This window comes from Proteiniborus sp., assembly GCF_040308045.1.
Classification (GTDB): domain Bacteria; phylum Bacillota; class Clostridia; order Tissierellales; family Proteiniboraceae; genus Proteiniborus.
The window spans coordinates 1-23859 of sequence record NZ_JAWRHZ010000064.1; the positions used below are offsets into that span (position 1 = coordinate 1).

25 protein-coding genes, 1 pseudogene and 1 riboswitch are annotated in these 23859 nt (G+C 31.3%); of the genes and pseudogenes, 20 read left to right on the forward strand and 6 right to left on the reverse strand.

Features of this window, described 5'->3' with window-relative positions:
• From ABV008_RS14195 to ABV008_RS14220, 6 genes are all read right to left on the reverse strand, one after another.
• On the reverse strand, positions 1-201 hold a 201-nt coding region (locus ABV008_RS14195), incomplete at its 3' end, for a hypothetical protein (RefSeq protein WP_352420495.1).
• A complete protein-coding gene (locus ABV008_RS14200; RefSeq protein WP_352420496.1) occupies positions 194-1399 on the reverse strand; it encodes a DUF58 domain-containing protein in 1206 nt (401 codons plus the stop codon). The genes ABV008_RS14200 and ABV008_RS14195, both read right to left, overlap by 8 nt.
• Positions 1392-2333 carry an AAA family ATPase gene (locus ABV008_RS14205; RefSeq protein WP_352420497.1) on the reverse strand — a complete coding sequence of 314 codons (942 nt, stop codon included), beginning with the start codon at positions 2331-2333 and terminating at the stop codon, positions 1392-1394. The genes ABV008_RS14200 and ABV008_RS14205 overlap by 8 nt, the downstream gene beginning before the upstream one ends.
• A 196-nt stretch (positions 2334-2529) precedes the next feature.
• Positions 2530-3318, reverse strand: coding sequence for an ABC transporter permease (locus ABV008_RS14210; RefSeq protein WP_352420498.1), 789 nt, complete (start codon positions 3316-3318; stop codon positions 2530-2532).
• 3 nt (positions 3319-3321) lie between these two features.
• On the reverse strand, positions 3322-3960 hold the full coding sequence (locus tag ABV008_RS14215; protein WP_352420499.1) for an ABC transporter ATP-binding protein: 639 nt from the start codon (positions 3958-3960) through the stop codon (positions 3322-3324).
• An 18-nt stretch (positions 3961-3978) separates the two neighbouring features.
• Positions 3979-4287, reverse strand: a complete 309-nt coding sequence (locus ABV008_RS14220; RefSeq protein WP_352420500.1) for a PadR family transcriptional regulator — start codon at positions 4285-4287, stop codon at positions 3979-3981.
• A 251-nt stretch (positions 4288-4538) separates the two neighbouring features.
• Between ABV008_RS14220 and ABV008_RS14225 the strand changes: the two genes are divergently transcribed.
• The 20 genes and pseudogenes from ABV008_RS14225 (at position 4539) to ABV008_RS14320 (ending at position 23789) form a co-directional block, all read left to right on the forward strand.
• Positions 4539-4733 (forward strand): hypothetical protein, encoded by a 195-nt coding sequence (locus ABV008_RS14225; RefSeq protein WP_352420501.1) that lies wholly within the window; start codon positions 4539-4541, stop codon positions 4731-4733.
• Between the two features lie 6 nt (positions 4734-4739).
• On the forward strand, positions 4740-4940 hold the full coding sequence (locus ABV008_RS14230) for a hypothetical protein (protein WP_352420502.1): 201 nt from the start codon (positions 4740-4742) through the stop codon (positions 4938-4940).
• A complete protein-coding gene (locus ABV008_RS14235) occupies positions 4922-5182 on the forward strand; it encodes a hypothetical protein (protein ID WP_352420503.1) in 261 nt (86 codons plus the stop codon). Before ABV008_RS14230 ends, ABV008_RS14235 begins: the two co-directional genes overlap by 19 nt.
• 279 nt (positions 5183-5461) lie before the next feature.
• Positions 5462-5677 (forward strand): carbohydrate ABC transporter permease, encoded by a 216-nt coding sequence (locus ABV008_RS14240; RefSeq protein WP_352420504.1) that lies wholly within the window; start codon positions 5462-5464, stop codon positions 5675-5677.
• The gene (locus ABV008_RS14245; RefSeq protein WP_502929790.1) at positions 5649-6428 is read left to right on the forward strand and encodes a carbohydrate ABC transporter permease; all 780 of its coding nucleotides are present in this window, start codon (positions 5649-5651) and stop codon (positions 6426-6428) included. The genes ABV008_RS14240 and ABV008_RS14245 overlap by 29 nt, the downstream gene beginning before the upstream one ends.
• A gap of 61 nt (positions 6429-6489) precedes the next feature.
• Positions 6490-6786: pseudogene (locus ABV008_RS14250) on the forward strand (ATP-binding cassette domain-containing protein); the annotation flags it as partial.
• A gap of 83 nt (positions 6787-6869) precedes the next feature.
• Entirely contained in the window at positions 6870-7037 is a 168-nt protein-coding gene (locus ABV008_RS14255) for a hypothetical protein (protein ID WP_352420505.1), read from the forward strand.
• 80 nt (positions 7038-7117) lie between these two features.
• Complete coding sequence (locus tag ABV008_RS14260) at positions 7118-7297, forward strand: hypothetical protein (protein ID WP_352420506.1); 180 nt, start codon at positions 7118-7120, stop codon at positions 7295-7297.
• 492 nt (positions 7298-7789) lie between these two features.
• Positions 7790-8500: an ABC transporter ATP-binding protein gene (locus ABV008_RS14265; protein ID WP_352420507.1), complete on the forward strand. Its 711-nt coding sequence runs from the start codon at positions 7790-7792 to the stop codon at positions 8498-8500.
• Positions 8500-10848 carry an ABC transporter permease gene (locus ABV008_RS14270; RefSeq protein ID WP_352420508.1) on the forward strand — a complete coding sequence of 783 codons (2349 nt, stop codon included), beginning with the start codon at positions 8500-8502 and terminating at the stop codon, positions 10846-10848. Before ABV008_RS14265 ends, ABV008_RS14270 begins: the two co-directional genes overlap by 1 nt.
• A 12-nt stretch (positions 10849-10860) precedes the next feature.
• Positions 10861-12093: an efflux RND transporter periplasmic adaptor subunit gene (locus ABV008_RS14275; RefSeq protein ID WP_352420509.1), complete on the forward strand. Its 1233-nt coding sequence runs from the start codon at positions 10861-10863 to the stop codon at positions 12091-12093.
• 29 nt (positions 12094-12122) lie between these two features.
• Entirely contained in the window at positions 12123-12761 is a 639-nt protein-coding gene (locus ABV008_RS14280; protein WP_352420510.1) for a TetR/AcrR family transcriptional regulator, read from the forward strand.
• Between the two features lie 60 nt (positions 12762-12821).
• On the forward strand, positions 12822-13997 hold the full coding sequence (locus ABV008_RS14285; protein ID WP_352420511.1) for a cation diffusion facilitator family transporter: 1176 nt from the start codon (positions 12822-12824) through the stop codon (positions 13995-13997).
• 130 nt (positions 13998-14127) lie between these two features.
• A riboswitch (Lysine riboswitch) is annotated at positions 14128-14311 on the forward strand.
• 167 nt (positions 14312-14478) lie between these two features.
• On the forward strand, positions 14479-15327 hold the full coding sequence (locus ABV008_RS14290; protein WP_352420512.1) for a transporter substrate-binding domain-containing protein: 849 nt from the start codon (positions 14479-14481) through the stop codon (positions 15325-15327).
• Between the two features lie 64 nt (positions 15328-15391).
• Positions 15392-16162, forward strand: a complete 771-nt coding sequence (locus ABV008_RS14295) for an amino acid ABC transporter permease (protein ID WP_352420513.1) — start codon at positions 15392-15394, stop codon at positions 16160-16162.
• A 27-nt stretch (positions 16163-16189) separates the two neighbouring features.
• Complete coding sequence (locus ABV008_RS14300) at positions 16190-16924, forward strand: amino acid ABC transporter ATP-binding protein (protein WP_352420514.1); 735 nt, start codon at positions 16190-16192, stop codon at positions 16922-16924.
• A 431-nt stretch (positions 16925-17355) separates the two neighbouring features.
• Positions 17356-18846, forward strand: coding sequence for a 4Fe-4S binding protein (locus tag ABV008_RS14305; RefSeq protein ID WP_352420515.1), 1491 nt, complete (start codon positions 17356-17358; stop codon positions 18844-18846).
• Entirely contained in the window at positions 18815-19264 is a 450-nt protein-coding gene (locus ABV008_RS14310; RefSeq protein WP_352420516.1) for a hypothetical protein, read from the forward strand. The genes ABV008_RS14305 and ABV008_RS14310 overlap by 32 nt, the downstream gene beginning before the upstream one ends.
• Positions 19265-19774: 510 nt before the next feature.
• Positions 19775-22435: a cation-translocating P-type ATPase gene (locus ABV008_RS14315; RefSeq protein WP_352420517.1), complete on the forward strand. Its 2661-nt coding sequence runs from the start codon at positions 19775-19777 to the stop codon at positions 22433-22435.
• Between the two features lie 505 nt (positions 22436-22940).
• Positions 22941-23789, forward strand: a complete 849-nt coding sequence (locus ABV008_RS14320; protein WP_352420518.1) for an undecaprenyl-diphosphate phosphatase — start codon at positions 22941-22943, stop codon at positions 23787-23789.
• Positions 23790-23859 lie beyond the last annotated feature (70 nt).

Consider the following 23859-nt stretch of genomic DNA (forward strand, 5'->3'; position numbering starts at 1 on the left):
GGCTAAAATAGCATATAGAATAAGTGGATTTAGGAGGAAAAACTTAACTATGGCACTTCCGAGAAAAACTATTAGTATTTGTAGTATGATATTTAATTTTAGCCCAATTCCCAAACCCAAAATGTACACTAGGCTAAATACTAAAGAAGCATAAATAATGTTAGATATTAGTTTTTGCTTTTTACCTAATAAATTATCCATCATAAACCTCCAATGCTTCTTTGATACTGGTGTTATGATTCAGTATATATATAGGTATACCTTCCTGATTTAACATTTCCTCGACTATCTGGTCAACAAATCCTTTATTATTATCTATATCGGTAATTACAATAAATAGTGGATTGAAATTTTTCATTTTTAGCTGAATACCTAGTGCGCCTATTTCTTTATCAAAGTTTGGAGTTATAATTATAACTGTTGAGCTTCTTTTTAGAGTTTCAATCCTAGACATGAGAAAGGAATTAAATACAAGAGAACCATTACCCCTAAATCTAGCTAAAGCTTCTAGAAAAGGTTTAAGATCAGATTTTTGTTGACCTTGTATTTTAACAAAGCTTTTATGGTTTTGAGTTTCTAAACAAACTTCTATGTTTTGGCTTAAACAGTAATTTACTATACTAAGAGTAGCAGTTGCTGCCTTATCTTCGAGACGACGGTCTATGTCATCCTTGAAAGACTTTGCATAATTATCAATAAATATGGTAGCATAGGTATCCCCACGGGTTTCATAGTCTTTAACTATAGGTATATCTTTTTTCGCTGATAGTTTCCAATGAATAGCTTTAACAGAGTCACCTTCTCTATATTCTCTTAAAGAAGAAATCCTGCTTTTATCTTGAAAAACTGAATTTTGCACTAGGGCCTCTCCAGTTTGATGGCTAGTAGTTATTTTGAAGGTAGAAAGATTAATGATTTCTGGGTAGACTAAGAGAGAAGTATTGCTTGAAATTCTTTTTTTAAAAGAGTAAAATCCAAATACATCTTTAATAGTTGCTTCTATTTCTCCAAGTTTGTAATAACCTCTTCTTTTTAGAAGGACAGTTTCTTTGTGAATGAAAGACTGTTTCTTTTCAAGTACCAAGGTCACTTTGGGTGATTCTATTCCTGAAAGATTTTTTGTAATGTTGCTATTAATCTCTAAATATGGTATGCGAAAAAAGCTCTTATTTTCCACTTGATATTCTATATTAATACTTTCACCAGAAAATAGAGATTGACTTGGAATCCTAACATAACCTTTCAGACCTATAAGTGTAATTAAACTGTGAATTAATGGAATGAAAAAGGTTAATAAGAATATATAGAATAAAAAATAAGGCATAGTACCGCCAACTAATAGAGCAAAAGAAAGCAATATTAAAAAGAGCAATAATGAGGCAACTTTTAATCTATTCATTTACAATCACCGGTAAAAACACACGATTAAGGACTCCTTTTAGTATCTTTTCAATACTCTTTCTTTCGACTCTAGCTTCTGGTGAAAGGATTAGTCTATGCCCTAATACAGGTGTTACTATTTCTTTCACATCATCTGGAATGACATAATCTCGTCCTGCTAAAAATGCTTTTGCCTTTGCAGCTTTTAATAAATCAATTGAGGCTCTTGGACTAGCACCAAGTTGTAAATCCTTATATTCGCGAGTTGCATTAGAAATATTGACAATATAATCTATGATGTCATGGTGAACTGTTAAATTATCTACCATTAATTGCATCTCCAATATATCCTTCTGTGTTACAACAGCTTCAATGAGATTGAGTTTTTTTATGGACTGATAATTCTGGAGTATTTGTACTTCATATGATTTTGCTGGATATCCAAGTGATAAACGCATTAAAAATCTATCTAATTGTGCTTCTGGCAGAGGGAAAGTGCCCTGATATTCTAGTGGGTTTTGAGTTGCCAGTACCATAAATGGTTTTTCCAAAACATAGTGGCCTTCTTCAGTGGAGACTTCTCCTTCTTCCATGGCCTGCAATAAACTAGACTGGGTTTTGGGAGATGTTCTGTTGATTTCATCAGCTAAAAATATTTGATTGAAAATGGCCCCTTTCTTAAAGGAAAATGTGCCAGTGTTTTTGTCATAGACACTAATTCCTATAATATCAGAAGGCATCAAGTCAGGTGTAAACTGAACTCTTTTATAAGATAAGTCTAAGCTTTTAGCAAGGGCTTTAACAAGAGTTGTTTTTCCAACTCCTGGCACATCTTCTATTAAAAGATGGCCTCTTGCAAGTAAAGAAATTAAAACTTTTTCTAGAACATCATCCTTGCCCATGATAACTTTTTTCAAATTTTCTAAAATATCTAATGCTTTTTTGTTATCCATATTTTCACCCACTTTCAAAATGCTATTAGAAAATAATAATCTTATATTTATAACTATATCATTTTTATGGAAAATAAAACTATAAAGTGGATATGCTTCAATAATTTAGACAAAAATTTAATTTTTGAATATGTTTTGTTTATATAAATGAATTTTACTAGATATATAAGATTAGTTAAGCTTAATAATAAAATTCTTAACGATCACTAATAATTAATTGACTTTCATCATTGAAGAAAGTTTTGTATCCTAACTGGACAAATAATATTACAGTCAATGCTACACTTCCAAGAATACCAAGCATGATTGTAATTTGGTACTCAATAGCAGTTACAGGAGAAGTACCAGATAGTATCTGCCCTGTCATCATTCCAGGCAAAAATACGATTCCCATTCCTACCATTGAGTTGATTGTGGGAAGGATTGCAGAGTCAAATGCATTATCTACAATTTCTTTTACAGCTATTTTAGGGCTTGCTCCAAGCATTAATGCTGATTCAACAAGATACCTTTGAGAAGTCATTCCATCTACAAGCCTTGTTACACCAAGTGAAATTCCAGTCATTGAATTGCCAATTAACATACCCGCAATGGGGATGAAATACCTAGGATCATACCAAGGTGAAATATTAACTACAACAAGTAAGAAATAAATTAGGCTTGATAAAGTTCCAAATATCATAGAAATGGCAATAATTCTTTTAAGAGATTTTGAAAGTTTTGTTTTTGATCTTTTAAAAATATTGTAAATGGCGAATATCTCCATTATGGCTATTACAATAATTGTATATAGTGGATTTGAATTGTTAAAAAGATAAATAAGGATATATCCTGTTAATATAAGCTGTATTGTCATTCTTATGGAAGAAATAAGTATTTCTTTTTCTCTAGAGATACCCCTAGCTTTTACAATAAACAAAAGGATAACTACAAAAATATAGGCAGACACCATTTGCCATAGCTTAAGATCAATTACACCGTCCATAGTTTATACCTCCTCCTGATTTATTAATAAATCTTTTTTAATTTCAATAATTTCATCAGAGAATTGACTTGCCACTTTTTTAGAATGAGTAACCATAATGAGAGTCTTGTTATTTTCTTTCGTATAATTTACTAATGCCTCAATAATCATATTTTCTGTATCTTCATCTAGAGCAGAAGAAGGCTCGTCTAATAATAGAACTTCAGGCTTCATAAGAATTACTCTACCTAGAGCTACCCTTTGCTTTTCTCCGCCAGATAGCTTTTCTGCATCTAGATTCAAATCTTTATTTAACTTCACCAATTTTAATACTTCCAAGAGTTCGTTATTTGAAGGCATTGGTCTTTCGGAAAATTTAAGTCCTATTAGTAGATTATCTTTTATGCTACCACTAAAGATAGCGGGAGATTGTGGAAGCATAACTACATTTCTTCTTAATTCTACAGAATTAATATGGCTTAAAAAATTATCATTATAAAATATTTCTCCGCTATCACAGCTTATTAGTTTATTTAATAGCATTAATAATGTGGTTTTTCCACTTCCACTTTCTCCCACAATACAAGTAACTTTATGTTTTTTGATATTAAGATTTTTTATATAAAGAATGTTTTTGTATTTCACTTCCTTGAGCGTAAACATAAAAATACTCTCCTTTCATTAATCTTTAATTTCTTTAAATAGTTCATATGCTTTTTTTCGAGCTTCTTCTAAAACTTCCATTCCAAATTTAGTTATTTTGTAGTACTTTCTAATTTTTCCATCTACAGTTTTTTCTTCTTTATCTAATAGCTTCTTTGATTCCATACTGTGAAGTAAGGGATATAATGTTCCTGGACTCATATCATATCCATGCTCTCCAAGTTCTTCAATCATCCAGACACCATAGAAGGGTTCTTTTTTTGCATGATAAAGTATGTGGATTTGAATAAAACCTAGAAAGAATTTCCTTAAGATTTGATTTTGCATTTGATTCACCTCTGCTATATAAAATAACTATCAAAATACGATATCGTAATACGATATTATTATATCATAGTTATTTTTTCTTCTCAATGACTTAAATTACCCTGTCTAACATTTATGTGAATTGTAGTTTCTGCTATTTTCCTGATAAGAGTGAAAACATATTTTTACTATAGAAAAATGCTATATAAATTTTTATATTAATTTTAGTATTTGTTTTAAATCTATTGTTGGTTGGATGTCAACCTAAAGATGTGGAAGATGCAGAAAATTCTGATGTAAAAGGAGAGGAAATACTTACAGTCAATTTTTCTTATCCGCCATGCGGGTATGATTCTAACAAAGAGGATACTTTCTGGAAAAAGCATATTGCTGAATTTGAAAAAGAAAACCCAAATATCAAGATTAATTTAACTATTGAGAGTTGGGACAATGTTTATACAAAATAGGAGTAAATGCTTGAATCTGGAGACACTGCAGATATAGGATATGATGAACCACCTAAGACTTGGGACGAATTAATTGAAATTGCAAAAGCAACAACTAAAGATGATACTTATGGTTTAGGAATATTCATAGGCGATGACTATCAATCATGTCAAATCATCACAGACTCCATGAAGGCTGCTGGTGAAAAATGCTTGATGAAAATGTAAACTTGGTGTTGAATAGTCCTGAAAACCAAAAAGCACTTGAATATATAAATGCTTTGGTAAATGAATATAAGGTAGTTCCACAAAGTGCTGTTAACTGGGAGCATGGTGGCCCAGCTAATGCTGTAGGACTTGGAAAAGTAGTTATGGCTGCAACTTGGGGCGGATTTGGAACATTATTAGAAGAAATGTTTCCAAATGATTATCAAAACATTGGATTTGCAAAGCAGCCTGAAGGACCATGAGGAAATTCAGGAAGTTGGTCAGGAACAGGTGGATTCTTCGTATTTAAAGATGCCAAATATCCAGAAGAAGAAAATAGATAATATTTATGACAAAAGAGAAGTTTATATCTTTTTTAGAGGTATATTATTTATACCATGGGTTTTGCCTTCTATGGATATATAAACTATATCCTTGTTAAATACAATATTATATTTCACCCAGTAAACATACTTGCTGATACTAAATTGGCATGGGTAGGTATTCTAATACCTATGATTTAGTGTAGTTACCCTTTTGTCATGATGGTATTTTTAGCTAGTCTTCAATCTATTGATAAAGGTCTGTATGAAGCTGGTAAAATAGATGGGGCTAATCGTTTCCAACTATTTAGATATATCACTATTCCTGCACAAAAACCAACATTTCTTATAGTGACTATTTTGCAAATAATATGGGAATTGTCTTTCTTTGATCTTGTTTTTTCCGATGCCTGTAACCATACTTACTTCATTTAAACCTTCAGAGGAGATCATCACAACTACATCAAAGCTCATACCACAAAACTTTACATTGAAGAATTATATCAATCTATTTAGTGCAAGGGAATTTACTGCATATTTAAAGAACAGTACAATTGTAGCAAGCTTTACAGCCATTTGTAGTATGAACATTTCATCTCTAGCTGCTTGTGCAATAGTATGGATGAAGTGCCCAGGGAAAAAGATAGTCGTAAGAACAATATTATTTACCTATATGTTTCCATCAATTCTTTTGGTAATACTACTGTTTATACTCTGTTATCAAATGGGTTTAATTGATCAGAAATTTGGGCTAGTACTTACACATCTATCTTTTTCAGTTCCCTTTGAAATATGGATGTTAAAGGCTTATTTTGAATCTATACCAAAGGAGTTAATAGAGGCAGCATTAATAGATGGTTGCAGCTATTTTAAGTGCTTAATTAAAGTTATTTTACCAGTGTCTTTACCTGCAATTACTACAGTAGGCATATATTCATTTATACTTGGATGGAGCGAATATTTCTTTGCAAATACTCTTATAACTAGTAATGGGAATAGGACTATTGCAGTAGGTTTACAGACTTTGATAGGGTATCATAGGTTGGACTTTGGACTCCTAACGGTTACAAGTGTAATTATGGTAGTACCTGTTCTATTGCTTTTATATCAGTTCAAAAATATTTCATTGAAGGTCTTACTGTTGGAAGCATTAAAGAATAGAAGTGATTATAAATGGCGAATGTGATATTGAAAAATGCAGAAAAAATATATGAGAACAAGTTTCATGCTGTAAGGAATACGAGTTTAGAGATATATCTATGGTATTTCAGAACTATGCATTATATCCACATATGACTGTTTATAAAAACATGGCTTTTGGTCTAAAGCTTAGGAAAGTGAAGAAAGAAGATATCGAGAAAAGGGTTTTAGAGACTGAAAAAGTATTGAAAATGGATGACCTTCTACTTAGAAAGCCTAAGCAACTTTCAGGTGGACAAAGGCAGAGAGTAGCATTGGGGAGGGCTATTGTAAGGTCACCTCAAGTATTTTTGATGGACGAGTCTCTTTCAAACCTAGATGCTAAACTTAGAGTTCAAATTCAATATTAATATGATTTTTCTATTTGACAATTAAAGTAAGAATGCTATTTTTAAATAAATGCTTTTACTAAGGGAGAGTGAGTACTGTGTATACTGATGTGTATATTGATATATTAAATTATTGCAATGCAAGATGCCCCTATTGTTTGACAGGTCAAGGAAATAGGAAAGGAATTAATAAAATAAAAGAAAAATATCTTATGAGTGTAGAAGAGTTTGAAAGAATTTTTGTTCACCTACTAAAAAAGAGATAATTACTCAAGATGCTTGGGTTGGATTATTTAGCTGGTATGAATCATTCTTAAATCCAAATTTACCTGAGATTATTAACTATATGGCAAATAAAGGTCTAAAATTAGGATTAAGTACTAATGCTTCTAAAATAATGGACTTTTCCAGAGTAAATACATTTGAGCATTTGACAGAAACAGATGAGAAAATTGCAGTATGGGGACGAACATTTAATATGCATTTAAATCATTTATTTGGTTATGAGTTTGATAACTGTATTTAAAATTCTCTGTATTCATTCATAAAGAATCAACCTATTTATCTAAAGGTATACTATATGCAAGAAGTCAAGCTAAGAAATGCCAATAGGTGTTTAGAAAAAGGTAGATTTGCATTAAAAATTTGATGAATATGAAGAAACTAAGAGAGAGTGAAGGCTTTATAGAGATAATTTGCACACAGTTAAAATATCAAAAGCCTGGAAGGATTAAAGTGGATAATCCTTTCCGGCTTTTACAGTAACTTCACTTTTATCAACTGTCCTTTCACAGTAGGGACAATAGTATTGAAGATTGATATAGAATAGGTTTTATAAGTCCATCCTCTAAATTTATTTTAATATTTACATTCAGAAATAAGCAATAGCATATAAAGTTGTTTGTCTAGACTGTGGATATTTTTTTCTTTAGGTACATATTGACTACATGGTCAACAAATGGTAAAATATTATTAAGTTGACTGAGTGGTCAAACAAGCATAGACTTGAGGTGAAAAGATGGATACTAATGTTTTAATGAAGGTAAAAAATCTGTCAAAGGAATACCAAATGGGGGAAGTAACAGTAAAAGCATTACAAGAAGTTTCATTTGAAATTAACGAAGGAGAATTTGTAGTAATACTAGGTCCTAGTGGTTCGGGTAAAAGCACTTTACTTAACATACTAGGTGGTATGGATAAACCAACGAATGGAGAAGTTTTACTGAAAAATCAAAACATTACTGGCTATAACGACAAGGAGTTAACTATTTATCGAAGAGATAAAGTTGGCTTTGTGTTTCAGTTTTATAATCTTATGGCTAACCTAACAGCTAAAGAAAATGTAGAGCTAGCTACTGAAATATGTAAAGAACCATTAAATATTGATGAAATCCTAGCGAATGTAGGACTAGATGATAGGAAAGAGCACTTTCCTTCACAAATGAGCGGTGGGGAGCAGCAAAGAGTAGCTATAGCTAGAGCTGTAGCTAAGAATCCACTATTACTTTTATGCGATGAGCCTACTGGAGCTCTAGACTTTCAAACAGGGATTTCAATATTATCATTATTAAACAAGATAAATAAACAGTATAGCAAAACAGTAATCATAATCACTCATAACTCTCCTATTGCTAATATGGGGGATCGAGTAATTAAAATGAGAAGTGGAAGGATTATTGAAAATAGTATAAATCCAAACCCAATTGAACCTGAAAGGATTGTATGGTAATGAAGAGGCTAGATTTGAGACTCTTAAGACTTATTAAAAATTCAAAAGGTCAGTTTATAGCTATAACAGTACTTGTAATAGTTGGTCTTACTATTTATACAGCGCTGAGTACTGCTATAGTAAATCTTGAAGATACTTTAAATTACTATTATGATGAAACTAATTTTGCAGACATATTTGTTCAGTCTTCTAGAATTCCTGAATCTGCATTAGATAAAGTTAAGAGAATTAAAGGGGTCAAGGAAGTAGAGGGAAGAGTTGTCTTTGATATACAAATGAAGACTGAAAATGCTGATGAAAAGGTTAAGACAAGGATTGTTTCAATATCAGACAACAGTATTATTAATAAATTATATATTGTAGATGGAAATGAGATTGAAGATAAAAATAAGGAAGCTATAGTAATTGAACAATTTGCTAATTCTAGAAACATAAAAGTTAATGATACTATAAAGCCTTATATAGAGGGAAGAACTTTTGATATGAGAGTTAGTGCAATATCAGCGAGCCCTGAATATGTGTACCTAATGGAGGATGAACAAAGTTTATTACCTATGCCAGATAAATTCGGAGTTATATTTGTTTCACAGGAATTTGCAAGACAAAACTTTGGATTTAAAGACAGCTATAATGAGATTTTGATTACAGTAAAAGATAAAGAGTATGTAGATAGAATAAAGAATCATGTAGAGAAAGAATTAAAACAATATGGTGTTAAAAGAATATATACTCGTGAAGAACAATTAAGTAATAGAATGGTATCTGAAGAAATAAAGGGAGTAAAGCAGATGTCAAGTACTGTTCCAATAATATTTCTAGGGGTAGCAGCGGTCATAATTGCAGCTATGCTATCGAGGATGATACGAAACGATAGAATGTCAATAGGAGTTCTTAAAGCACTTGGATATAGAAATACAAATATACTAATGCATTATACCAAGTTCAGTATTATAATAGGGCTTATTGGATCGCTATTTGGAGTTGCTCTAGGCATTTTTTTATCTGGTAATATGGCAAAACTGTATACAACATATTTTAATATACCTATGCTTAAGTTCAAGTTGTATTATGGATATGTATTTTCAGCGATTTTACTTTCAATTATTTTTTGTACATTATCAGGAATATGGGGAGCAAGAAAGGTTCTCAAAATATTACCTGCCGAATCAATGAGACCAGAGCCACCAAAGCAAGGTGGAAGAATTTTCTTAGATAAAGTGGATATTTTATGGAAAAGGTTGTCCTTTAGCTGGAAAATGGTACTAAGAAATATACTTAGAAATAAAAAAAGGTTTTTGTTTATTACTTTTGGAATTGCAATGACATTTGCAGTTACATTTATGCCATTTATATTAAATTCTGCCATGACTGATATATTTGATGGACATTATTCAGAATTTCAAAAAATGGATTATAATATTAACTTTAGTAGGCCATTAAGTATTAATACAGTAAATGATATTAAACACATAATAGACGTAGAAAAAATTGAACCTAAAATAGAATTTCCATTTGAATTAGTATATGGAAATAGCAATATGGTAGCTAATATTATTGGTGTGAATAGAGATACAGAATTTTACGGATTTAAAGACATAAACGAACAAAGCATAAGCCTACCTAGTGAAGGGATTGTGCTTTCAGAAGGTTTAGCACGATTTATGGGAGTAGAAAAAGGTGATAAAATAAAAATAAAGACATTTATTCCAAATAAAGCTGACATCTATGTTGAAGTAAAGGATATCATAAAGCAATCGCTAGGAATAAATGGATATATGAATATTGAAACTATGAGCAGTAAACTTCTAGACAAAAATATTATTACAGGAGTTTATATAGATTCTAATGATGATGTAAAAGGAAAGCTTGAGGATGTAAAAAATATATCGTCTATACAATCATTAGAAGATATGAGATCAATCTTTGAACAGTTTATGGGATTGATGATAGTTTCTATAGGCATAATGCTAATATTTGCAGGAATATTAGGATTTGCCATAGTGTATAATTCAACAATTATGAACATAGCTGAGAGAAGACTAGAGTTCTCATCGCTAAGGATCATGGGATTTTCAAAGAATGAAATTTTCAAAATTGTGACTAAAGAAAATGCAGTTATGACTGTTTTTGGAATCATACTAGGAATACCATTGGGTCAATCTATGACATCTTCATTAGAAACTATGTTTAGTACTGAAATATATACTATTGAAATGAATCCAATGTTGTCTAATTATATAATTACTGCAGTTCTTACCATAGCCTTTGTGACTATTGCCCAATTAGCTACTTATAAGAAAATAAATAAACTTGATTTTATTGAAGCTTTAAAAAATAGAATCTCTTAAGGGGGTCTTTAGATGAAAAAATTGAAATATTTCATTATAGGTTTAGTAATATTAGCTGTAATAGGTGTAGGGACCTATGTTGCAATGAGAAATAGTGCTGTAGTTGCTGAATCATATACAGTGAAAAGCGATGATATAAAAAGATTTATAGATGAAATAGCAACAGTTAAAGCAAAAAATCAGAGAATTGTATATTCAAAAAGTGCTGGAGAAGTAGTTAAATTAGATGTTAGTGCAGGAAAGACTATGAAAAAAGGAGACATAATTGCAGTTATAAATGCTGAGGAAGCAGAACTTCAGATAAAAAGTATACAGGCTAAGAAAGATGCACTCTTAGCTTTATATAAAGAGGCTACGAAACTTCCTACACAGGAGATAATTAATAATGCAGAAGCCAATGTTAGAAGTATAGAAATTTTAGCTGAAAATGCAAAAATAGATGTTGAAAAAGCTGAAAAACTAGTTAAAGAGGGGGCTATAAGTCAAGACAATTATCAAAATGCTCTAAATAACCTTAAACTTCAGCAGGAAGCATTAGAAATTGCTAATAATGAGCTTGCAAGTATAAAAAAAGGACCATCTGAAAATATAAAAAAACAATTTGAGGCTCAACTATCTGAACTGGATTATCAAATTGACATATTAAATAAAAGTAAGGGAAATGCACTAATTGAAGCACCTATTGATGGAGTGATTCTAGAAACGTATGTAAAAGAGGGGTCTTACCTACAGCCAGGTATTCCAGTCATAGAGATTGGAAATGATAAAGACTTATATCTAGAGGCTGATGTTTTGATTAGTGAAGTAGGTGATGTAAAAGACGGGGCACAGGTTTTAGTATATAGTGATGATTTAGATATTGAGAGCATTACAGGAATAGTGACAAGAATACATCCTAAAGCTTTTAGCAAAATATCTGAGTTAGGGATTGAACAAAAAAGAGTTAAAATTGAAATAGAATTAAGTGGAAACACAGATGTTCTTAAGGTAGGTTATGACGTGAATGTAAAAATAGTAACACATGATAAGAAAAGTATAATTGCAGTTCCTGATAGTGCAATATTTGATTACGAAGATGGGAAATATGTTTATGTTGTAGATGGAAGCAAAGCAGCCTTAAGAAAAGTGGAAACTGGTATAGAAGGAGAAGATATGATAGAGATAGTTTCTGGATTAAAAGAAGATGATATAGTAATATTAAATCCAGACGTAGAAATAAAAGAAGGAGTACAGGTTAAATTTTAGTTAAAGTACATTATGGAAGGTGTATTGATTTGTTTGAAAGTTTTGAGAATCTACCGGAGGAAAAGAAAAAAAGAATAATTGATGTTTGCATAGAAGAATTCGCGGAACATGGATATAGAAAAGGCTCTACAAATGAAATAACTAAAAAAGCAGGAATATCAAAAGGAATTCTTTTTCATTATTTTAAAAATAAAAAGAACCTATATCTATATATTGTTGACTATGTTGTGAAATGTTTTAGTGATATATTAGCAGAGCAAATGGAAATGATGGATAGTGGGGATATATTTGATATGATAAGAGATATAAGCTTTATTAAGATAAAAGCATTTACACAAGCTCCTGCAATGTACGAATTTACTGTAAATGCATTCTTATCTCCGCCAGAAGAAATCGAAGAGGATATAAAAAAAAGATATTTTCAGCTTTACAACGATAATTTTAAATTATTAGCGCAAAAATTCGATACTTCTAAATTAAGAAATGATATAGATGAAAAAAAAGCCATAGAATTATTATTCATTTCACTAGATGGAATTTCAAATAAATATATTAAAGATTATAAAGGTAGAGAAAAAGAAATGATAAATAATGCAGATAAAATCATGAAAGAGTTTGAAGAGTATATGCACATATTAAAAGTAGGATTATATGATATGGGCAGATGAAGTCTATATCTTAATAGAAAAATATCTATATCACACTTTTGGAAGAATAGGGGTGTAGTTTTGACAAATTTATTAATTAAATTATTCATTAAAGACTACCAAAATACTTCTAATTTTAGAGTACGTGAAAGTTATGGTAAATTTGCTAGCATTGCAGGTATTGCATCTAATTTATTGCTATTTCTAATTAAGATTATTGCTGGAATAGTTTTTAACAGTATTTCCATCACTGCAGATGCTATTAATAACCTGTCAGACTCTGGATCTTCAATTATTACATTGATTGGCTTTAAAATTTCTGGTAAACCAGCAGATGAAAATCATCCTTATGGGCATAAGCGTATGGAATACGTTTCTGGATTGATTGTATCCTTTATCATATTAGTTTTAGGATTACAGCTTATTATAAACTCTATCAGTAAGATAATTAATCCGCAAGCGACTAAGTTCAGCATAATATCTGTATTTGTTTTAGTTGTTTCTATTATGATAAAGTTTTGGCAAAGTATGTTTTACCGAAAAATAGGGAAAAGAATAAAATCTACAACTCTTATTGCAACATCTATTGATAGCAGAAATGATATTCTTTCAACATCTGCTGTGCTAATTGCCACTATTGTAACTTATTTGACTGGATTTAATTTAGATGGATATATGGGTGTTGTAGTTGCTTTATTTATTCTAGTATCTGGAGTGGGTCTTGTTAAAGAAACCATAAGTCCGCTAATTGGTACAGCACCAACAAAGGAATTGGTAGATAAAATATATAACAAAATTTTAAGCTATGATGGTATTATAGGTCTACATGATTTGACAGTACATAGCTATGGCGAAGGACAATGCTTTGCATCTGTGCATTGTGAGGTTTCAGCTGAAAATGATATTATGGTTAGCCATGACATTATTGATAATATTGAGCGCGATTTTCTAAATGATGAAGGCATAAATTTGGTGATTCACCTTGATCCTGTTGTTACTAATGATCCAAGAACCGATAGGTTGAGAGATGAAGTAGAATATATCCTTAAAAACTTGTCGCCACAAATAGGAATGCATGATTTTAGAGTTGTATGGGGTGTGAGCCACTCTAACCTAATTTTTGATGTGGTGGTTCCTTTTGATTTTCAATGGAGCGATGATGAACTGATTAAGCTTATATCTGATAAAATCTATGAGTTTAATCCTAATTATCACTCAGTAATAATCGTTGATCATGATTATGTTCCAACTAACTGATAATGTCATAAAAGATAGAAGGAATGGCTTATATCGGCTTATATCTTTTTCATATTTTAAAAATAAATTTGACAGTTGTGATGTATTGTTGTATAATGAAAAACATAATTTAATAAGACCTCACTTTCACAGGTGAGGTAGAGGCGCAGTATTTAACAGTCTTTAGTGGAGCATGAGAAAGCTATGATGCTAAAGAGAAGGAAATATTGCCGAAGCTTGTAATATTCTCAGTATTACTTGCTGGGTCTGCAGTTAAGAGCTGCAGGACTGTCTCAATAAACTTTCCCGGTTTATTGGGTTGTGCTATCTCATTTTGGGAAAAGGAGGGGAATAAGGTATTATTACGTATATAAGGACCTGAGTTCATCTCAGGTCTTTTTTTGTTTACTTAGAACAACGCACAACTCGTATAGCAAGTGGTAAGTTAATCTCTAAAGTTAAGATACTATATTAATTATAAATAATTGAAGGGAGAATTAACATGAGAAAAAAAATATCACTATTTGCAATAATTTCATTATTAGGAATTGTATTTTTAACAGGATGTGGGACAGGTAGCAGTTCAAATGAGGTAAAAGCTCAAAACACAACTGATGATGGTACTTTTAAAGTAGGTCTTGAGGCTGGATATGCTCCATTTAACTGGACTCAAATGGATGATTCAAATGGAGGCGTTAAAATAGATGGCAATGCAGAATATGCAGGTGGATATGATGTAGAAATTGCTAAGCGAATTGCTGAAGGATTAGGAAAAGAATTAGTTATTGTTAAAACTGAATGGGATGGTCTTTTACCAGCTTTAACTTCAGGTAAAATTGATGCTATCATTGCAGGCATGTCACCAACAGCAGAACGTAAAGAAGCAATCGATTTCTCAGACAACTACTATAAATCAGATTTAGTTATGGTGGTTAAAAAAGGAGGAGCTTATGAGGGAGCTACTTCCATTCAGGATTTTAAAGGAGCAAAAGTAACAGCTCAATTAAATACATTTCACTATTCTGTAATTGATCAAATTGAAGGTGTAAGCAAGCAACCAGCTATGGATAATTTCCCAGCAATGAGAGTGGCACTAGAATCAGGAATGATTGATGGATATGTTTCAGAACGCCCAGAGGGCATCAGTGCTTCAAGTGCTAACGAAAATTTTGTAATGGTAGAATTTACAGATGGATTTGTTACATCTGAAGATGATACTGCTATAGCTGTAGGCCTTGCTAAGAATAGTGAATTAACTGAGAAAATCAATGAAGTATTAGCAGATATCTCAGAAGAAGAACGTTTAAATATTATGGATGATGCTATAAAAAATCAACCAGCAGCAAATTAGTTATTATGTTAAATCAGTTGCATTCTGATGCAGCTGGTTTAACAATATTTTAAGGAGGAAAAAGATGAGCTTTGATTGGATAATAAAAATTATTTCAAGTAATTGGCCAATGTTTATTCGTGGAGCTGGTATGACGCTATACGTATCCATGATTGGTACAATTTTAGGATTTATTATTGGTTTAATAGTAGGAGTTGTACGTACAATCCCAATGCCTGAACATGGAGCAAAAAGAATTGTACTCAAAGTTATTAATACTATTCTTACAATTTATATAGAAATATTTCGTGGAACTCCAATGATTGTACAAGCTATGGTAATATTTTATGGTTCATATCAAGCACTTGGTATTGATATGGATAGACTTGGTGCAGCAATCTTTATAGTATCAATTAATACTGGTGCTTATATGTCAGAAATTATTCGTGGAGGTATTGTTTCTATAGATAAAGGACAATTTGAAGCAGCTCATGCTATAGGTATGAACCATATTCAAACTATGGTTAATGTCATATTGCCACAAGTAATTCGTAATATATTACCAGCAACTGGTAATGAATTTGTAATCAACATTAAAGACACTTCGGTACTTAATGTAATTGGTGTAACGGAATTGTATTTTCAGACAAAATCAGTTGCAGGAAATAATTTTCACTTTTTTGAATCATTCTTTGTTGCTTGTGTTCTTTATTTTATAATGACATTTACAGTAACAAGAATTTTACGCTATATCGAAAGGAAATTAGATGGCCCAGACAATTACATTATGTATGCTAATCAAATGCAGGTAGATACACCTGAAAATATCCTGAGAAGAACTAAAAATTGGGCTTAAATTAGCATTGGAGAGAGGAGTTAAAGTATGGAGAAAGTAATTGATATTCAACATTTAAGTAAATCCTTTGGAACTCATGAAGTGTTAAAGGATATTAACTTTTCAGTAAATAAGGGAGAAGTAGTATGTATTATTGGCTCATCTGGTTCTGGTAAATCAACTCTTCTTCGCTGTGTTAATCTTTTAGAGAAGCCAAGCGGTGGCCAAATTATTTATAAAGGTGAAAATATATTAGATGACAAGCATGATATATATTCATATCGTACAAGACTAGGTATGGTATTTCAGCAATTTAACTTATTTAATAATCATGATGTCTTAAGTAATTGTATAGTGGGACAAATAAAAGTGCTAAAACGTACTAAAGAAGAAGCTAAAAAAGTAGCTATGAAATATTTACAAGTTGTTGGAATGGATCAGTATATTAATGCAAAACCAAAACAATTATCAGGAGGACAAAAGCAACGTGTGGCCATTGCCAGAGCGCTTTCTATGGAACCTGATGTTATGCTGTTTGATGAACCAACATCAGCTCTTGACCCTGAGATGGTAGGAGAAGTTCTTAAGGTTATGAAAGAACTTGCGGGAACAGGGCTTACTATGCTAGTAGTAACTCATGAAATGGGATTTGCAAAAGAAGTAGCGGACCGTGTAGTATTTATGGATAAAGGAGTTATTGCAGAAGAAGGAAGCCCTGAGCAAATCTTCAATAATCCAACACAAGAACGAACTAGAGAATTTCTAAAACGTACTTTGGTGTAAACATGTTTCAGCATTACTATCCAAAAGAATAAAAGCCTTGTGTGGATAATATTATCTATACAAGGCTTTTATAATGTCATAGACTTACTTGAAAATTAGCTTGTACTATTAGTTCTATTATTATATCAATAATAGAATAAAGTGTATGAATAAAGTCATCCATCACTTTTAAGGATAACATCAAAGGAAGGATAGGATAATATGAAAATGCGAGATATTGTCAAAGAGCCTGAAGGGTAGAAAGAAGATACTGTTTTACTTATGATAATTAAATGCAATGGAGAGAAAATAACACAAATATTCTACTGCTAAAAAATTTAGATTAGTAAAATTAACTATTTACAAGTTGAAGTTAATTGAGTATACTTACTATATACCCGCAGGGGGTATATCTATAAATGAATTAGTTAATATAAATTTAGGAGGTTCTTATGGAAAACTTAAATAACTACTATATCAAAACAAATCGTGCTTTTAGTCCTATTAGAAAATATGCTTGGATACTTACAGTTCTTGTAGCTATCGGTGGACAATGGGAACCTAAATTAGGTTTAAGCGTTGTTTTTATTATGCTAGGTCTAACTATTACATCATTTTTTAATGGTAGATACTGGTGTGGAAATTTTTGTCCCCATGGAAGTCTATTTGATAAAGTTATATTGCCTATTAGCAGGAATAAAAAAATTCCAAGTTTTTTGAAATCTAGGGTCATTGTAATTGGATTCTTTATCTTCTTTATGGCAAACTTTACAAGAAAAATAATAAAAGTATCTAGAGTATGGGGAACTTATGATTTTATGGATAAATTAGGATACTTATTTTCTAATACCTATTTAATGGTTTTAGTTTTAGGAGGTATATTGGCAATATTAATAAACTCTCGAAGTTGGTGTCAATACTGCCCTATGGGAACAATACAGAAAATATCTTATAAATTAGGAAAAGCATTGGGTATTGCTAAAAACATTGAGAAAAAGATTACTATTTCAAGTCAAGAAAAGTGCCATACCTGTGGTAAGTGTGCAAGGGTTTGTCCTTTTCAGTTAACACCTTACTTGGAGTTTTCTGATAATAATCAATTTGATAATATTAACTGTATCAAATGCTCAACTTGTGTTGAAAATTGTCCAGCAGGAATTTTATCTCTTGAGAATGTAAGGGATGCTATTGAAATTAGAAAAGTAACTTCCACAGAAGGTTATAAATTTCGTAAAAAAGTAAAGGCAAAAATTATTGATATTAAGGAATTAAATAAAGAAACCAAAGAATATGTATTTTCTTTTGAATTTCCTAAGAAAGTTGATTATAAGGCAGGACAATTCATATTAATCAAAATTCAAGATGAACCTAGAGCATATAGAGCATATTCGATATCATCATACAATGAAGATAGTTCAAAGCTTAGTGTGATAATCAAAAAAGTTGATAATGGGTACGGAACAGGAAAAATATTTGATTATTTCAAAATTGGAGACCTTGTAGAGCTGGAAGGACCTATGGGTAATGAACTAGTACTTTCTTCTTCAGCTGAAAAAGTCTTATTTATTGCTAATGGCATAGGTATAACACCTTTTATTGCATTAGTTAAAGACGCTTTATTGAATTATCCTAAAATAAAGAATATTAAGCTTCTAGCAGGACAAAGATATGAAGAGGAGCTTTTATATCATGATTACTTCAAAAAGTTAGATAAAGAGTATGAGATATTTGATTATATTCCAGTTGTTTCAAGAGATAAAGCAAGTAAGCTTAAAAAAGGATATGTAACTGATGCGTTGCAAGATATGGATATAAAGGGATATAAAGTGTATATGTGTGGTTCTAAAAATATGATTAAAGACAGCTACAATATACTTGTAGAAAAAGGTGTAGGAAAAAAAGATATCTTTTATGAAAGCGAAGAAAGAATTAAAATATCTTGAAAGTTTGGCGAATCCAAATTTATTAAGGAGGACAGATAATGACACTTACTTTGTACTTTTTTGCTTTTATTGCACTGTCTACTTCCATATAGGTTTTGCTCTTGCTATTCTAACTACTGAGCATATTTCACTGCTATTAGGAAACGAATCTGGCTGGCTAGGAGTAATTATTGCTACTTTTCCTGTTGCAGGCGTACTACTGAAAAAAGGAAGCAAGCTATCTAATGCTTTGATTATGCTCGGTACATGGTCTACTACCAAAATTTCTTTGTTATTGTTTGAAGCTTCATCCATGAAAATAAAGTTTGCTATTATAAGATTAGTGTTTAATTTGTTTAGTATTGTAGCCATTGCCTATGTAACAGAAAAAATTTTGCATAAAGATGAGAATGAGGAATATATAATAAATAAATGGTAAAAGAATAAAGATTGTAGGTTAGTAAAATAATCACTGAGAGTGTCTTTTAATCAGCGTTATACATTATATATGTAAGTAAAAATTTATCAATTCTACGGAAAGTAGTCCTCTAATTAAAATAATTATTGCGTTTCTGTAGCAAAAATGATATTCTAATCACATATTAATTAAAGAAACATATACCTGTTAAAGGGGAGTAACTGCCTAGTATAGGTGATAAAGTCAACAACCGGTAGGACTAACAATACTACCTGGCTTTATCCTTTGATGTGTCAAAGATGTAAGACCTTTAGCGATATTTTATCTTTCGAGATAAAATACTGCTAAAGGTTTTTTTGCTTGTTTTTAGATTTTTTAACTAAACTCAATTTATTATGAGGAGGTGGGTATAATAAACTGAATAAGAGTGCATAGGTATAACCTATTGGAAATAATAAAGTGACAATATATCTACTAATATTAGAAGTTAATAAAATGCACTTGCAAACAAAGGAAGGAGAGTGAATAAATATGTGGTTTTCAAAATCACAAGAAGAAGTACTTAGAGAACTCAATGTAAACCCTAAAATGGGACTGTCTACTGAGGAGGCTAATTCTAGAATTAAGAAGTACGGAGAGAACAAATTAAAAGGAAAACCTAAAAAAAGCTTAACCTCATTATTTTTTGAACAACTAAAGGATATGTTAATTTATGTTCTTTTAGGTGCAACAGTTATAACAATTGTAATTGGAGAATATGTGGATGCAATAATAATTCTTTCTGTTATTATACTTAATGCAGTAATAGGTGTAGTACAAGAGTATAAGGCAGAAAAAGCAATTGAAGCATTGCAGCAGATGACAACACCAAAAACCCTTATAAGACGTGATGGGGAAGTAAAAGAAACAAACTCAGAGGAAATAGTACCAGGAGATATAATAATTATAGATGCAGGTAGATATATACCAGCAGATATTAGATTAATTGAAAGCGCCAACCTTCAAATAGAAGAATCTGCTTTAACTGGTGAATCTGTACCTACAGATAAGGATGCAAATGATATTCATGGAGATCCAAAGACCCCTATAGGAGATAAATCAAATATGGCATTTATGTCTACACTTGCTACTTACGGTAGAGGTGAAGGGGTTGTAGTTGCAACAGCTATGGAAACAGAAATAGGTAAAATAGCTAAAATACTTGATGAGGATAATGAAGAAATGACTCCTCTTCAAAAAAGACTAGAGGAGCTTGGTAAGGTTCTTGGGTTTTTAGCAATTGGAATTTGCGTACTAATATTCGTAATTGCTTTGTTCCAAAAAAGGGACTTATTTAATATGTTCTTAATTGCAATAAGCTTAGCAGTAGCGGCAATACCTGAAGGTTTGGCTGCTATAGTTGCGATAGTATTAGCAATTGGAGTTACAAGAATGTCTAAAATCAACGCCATAGTTAAAAAGCTACCAGCAGTTGAAACACTAGGTTCTGTAAACATCATATGTTCTGATAAAACTGGAACTCTTACTCAAAATAAAATGACAGTAGTTAAAAATTATACACTAAACAATCTAAAAGGTGTACCTACTACAGAAACAAGATTTGAGGCTGATAAAGATGAAGCTGAGTTAATTAAAACATTAGTTTTGTGTTCAGATGCCACCTTTGAAAATGGGGAAAGTACTGGAGACCCTACAGAAGTAGCCTTAGTAGTATTAGGCCATAAATATAATCTTACAAAAAGTGATTTGAATTCAAAATATAATAGAATTAGCGAAAAACCTTTTGATTCAGATAGAAAGCTAATGTCTACTTTGAATAAAGAAGGAAATGGATATAGAGTTCATACTAAAGGTGCAATTGATAATTTATTAAAGATTTCATCTCATGCTCTTGTAGATGGAAAAGCTGTGCAGCTAACTGATGAGATGAAGAAAAAGTACTTAAAGATGGCAGAGGAAATGTCAGATGACGCACTTAGGGTACTAGGTGCTGCTTTTAAGGATACAACTAGTATAATAAATCCTGAGGAAATGGAAAAGGATTTGACAATTATAGGATTAGTTGGAATGATAGACCCGCCAAGAATAGAGGTAAAGGATTCAATAAGCAAGGCGAAGCAAGCAGGCATAACTCCTATAATGATAACTGGAGATCATAGAAATACTGCTGTTGCAATAGCTAAAGAGCTTGGAATTGCAGAAACTATAGAACAGAGCTTAACAGGTGCAGAAATAGATGAATTGTCAGATGAGGAATTTTCAAGAAAAATAAACAATTATAGAGTGTTTGCTAGGGTTTCTCCTGAGCATAAGGTTAAAATAGTTAGAGCTTATAAATCTCATGGAAATATAGTGTCCATGACTGGTGACGGTGTTAATGATGCTCCTTCACTAAAATATGCTGATATTGGTGTCGCTATGGGTATTACGGGTACAGATGTTTCCAAAGGTGCTAGTGATATGATTCTTACAGATGATAACTTTACTACTATTGTTCATGCTATTGAAGAAGGTAGAAATATTTATAGTAATATAAAGAAGGCTGTAATATTCCTGTTATCCTGTAATTTAGGAGAAGTTGTTACAATACTAGCTTCAATACTATTCGATTGGCCAGTACCACTTACAGCTACTCAAATACTTTGGATTAATCTTATGACAGATACTTTACCAGCAATTGCCCTTGGTGTTGACCCTGGAGATAAGGATGTTATGAAGAAGAAGCCCAGAGATCCTAAAGAAAGCTTCTTTGCTGAAGGAGCAGGAACTAGGGCAGTTATTGGCGGTATTTTAATAGGTGTATTGACACTAGCAGCATTCTACTTTGGTTTAACAGAGCATGGATATGGCTTAGGTACAGAAGATATACCTGAATATGTAATAACTTATGCTAGTACAATGGCATTTGTTGTATTGGCTGCTTCACAGTTATTCTATTCATTGACAATGCGAAATTCTATGAAGTCAATATTCCAAGTTGGACTATTTACTAATAAGTACCTAATTGGTGCAATAATTGTAGGAATTGTATTGCAACTTGGAGTTATTTCAGTACCATTCCTTGCAAATGCATTTGGTGTTCATAATCTAAGCTTAAGAGACTGGGGGTTAGTCATATTCTTTGCTTTAATTCCACTAATAGTAAATGAGATTATTAAGGCGTTTATGAGGGTAAAAGAAAAGATAGCATAAAAAATCATTAGATTACTAATTGAAAAAAGTAATTCAAAGTAAGGGAGTGAAAATGTTCATTCCTTTTTCTTATATCCTAAAATGGTAATAGAGTGAATTCAGGAGATAGATAGAAATATAATTTTATATGATACTATTCTATTATTGGTGTCGTCCTTGTTATTCCACTAGCTATTTTAGGACTTACAATGATTATAAGAAGACTTTTCTAACAGCTAAGACAAAATAGAAATTGCAGCTTTTTTGAAACATATTTTCTATGAATATAATAAAAGAAACACAAGAGAATTTTTATTAGTTAAAAAGTAAAAAGTATTTGTGATATAAAATGCTCTCTTATGATATAATTTATTATGAAAATCTACAAATATATTCTTATTCTTCAATTTTTGTTACATCCATACTTGGATTCATTGCAACTATAGCCTATTTTACTAAAGTGGACATTAAACAAATAAAATATAAGCAATTGAGTTAAACAATAAATCTAGAAAAAGGTGATTAGATGGAAATAGTATCTTTAATAATAAAATCTATAATATTAGGAATTGTTGAAGGGGTCACAGAATTTTTACCTGTATCTTCCACGGGACATATTATTATTTTTGGAAATTTAATTGGATTTAATGGAGCAAACCCAAAATATGTTGAAATGTACACATACGTTATACAACTAGGAGCAATATTAGCAGTAGTTATACTTTATTGGAAAAAAATAAAAGATAGTATAGTAAATTTTTTTCCACAAAAAGTCGGATATGAAAAATCAGGATTTAAGTTTTGGTTTATGATATTTATTGCTTGTATACCAGGAGGTATTTTGGGGGTATTACTAGACGATTTAGCGGATAAATATTTATTTACTCCAATATCTGTAGCTATAACCTTGTTTTTGGGTGGTATATGGATGATATATGCCGAAAGGAGATTTAGAAACAATCGTTCAAAACAACAAGAACTTAATGTGACAGTAAGGCAGGCATGGATAATAGGTTTATTTCAATGCTTAGCTATAATTCCAGGAATGTCACGATCAGCTTCAACAATCATTGGTGGATGGGTATCGGGACTTTCTACTGTTGCAGCTGCAGAATTTTCATTTTTCTTAGCAATTCCAGTTATGGTGGGAATGAGCTTTTTAAAACTCTTAAAAATTGGTGGAATATCTAGCCTTACATTTTTAGAAATAATTTCTCTTGCTGTTGGTTTTTTAGTATCATTTATAGTAGCTTTAGCAGTGATTAACAAATTTATTTCATATTTAAAGAAAAGGCCAATGAGAGTATTTGCAATATATAGAATGGCGTTTGCGATTATTGTTTTATTGGCTGGTGCTATGGGCATGTTTTACTAAAAATATGTCAGATAAATCATATTATTATATGCGATAAGTGATATTTTTGGACACTTGTCGCATATTTTAT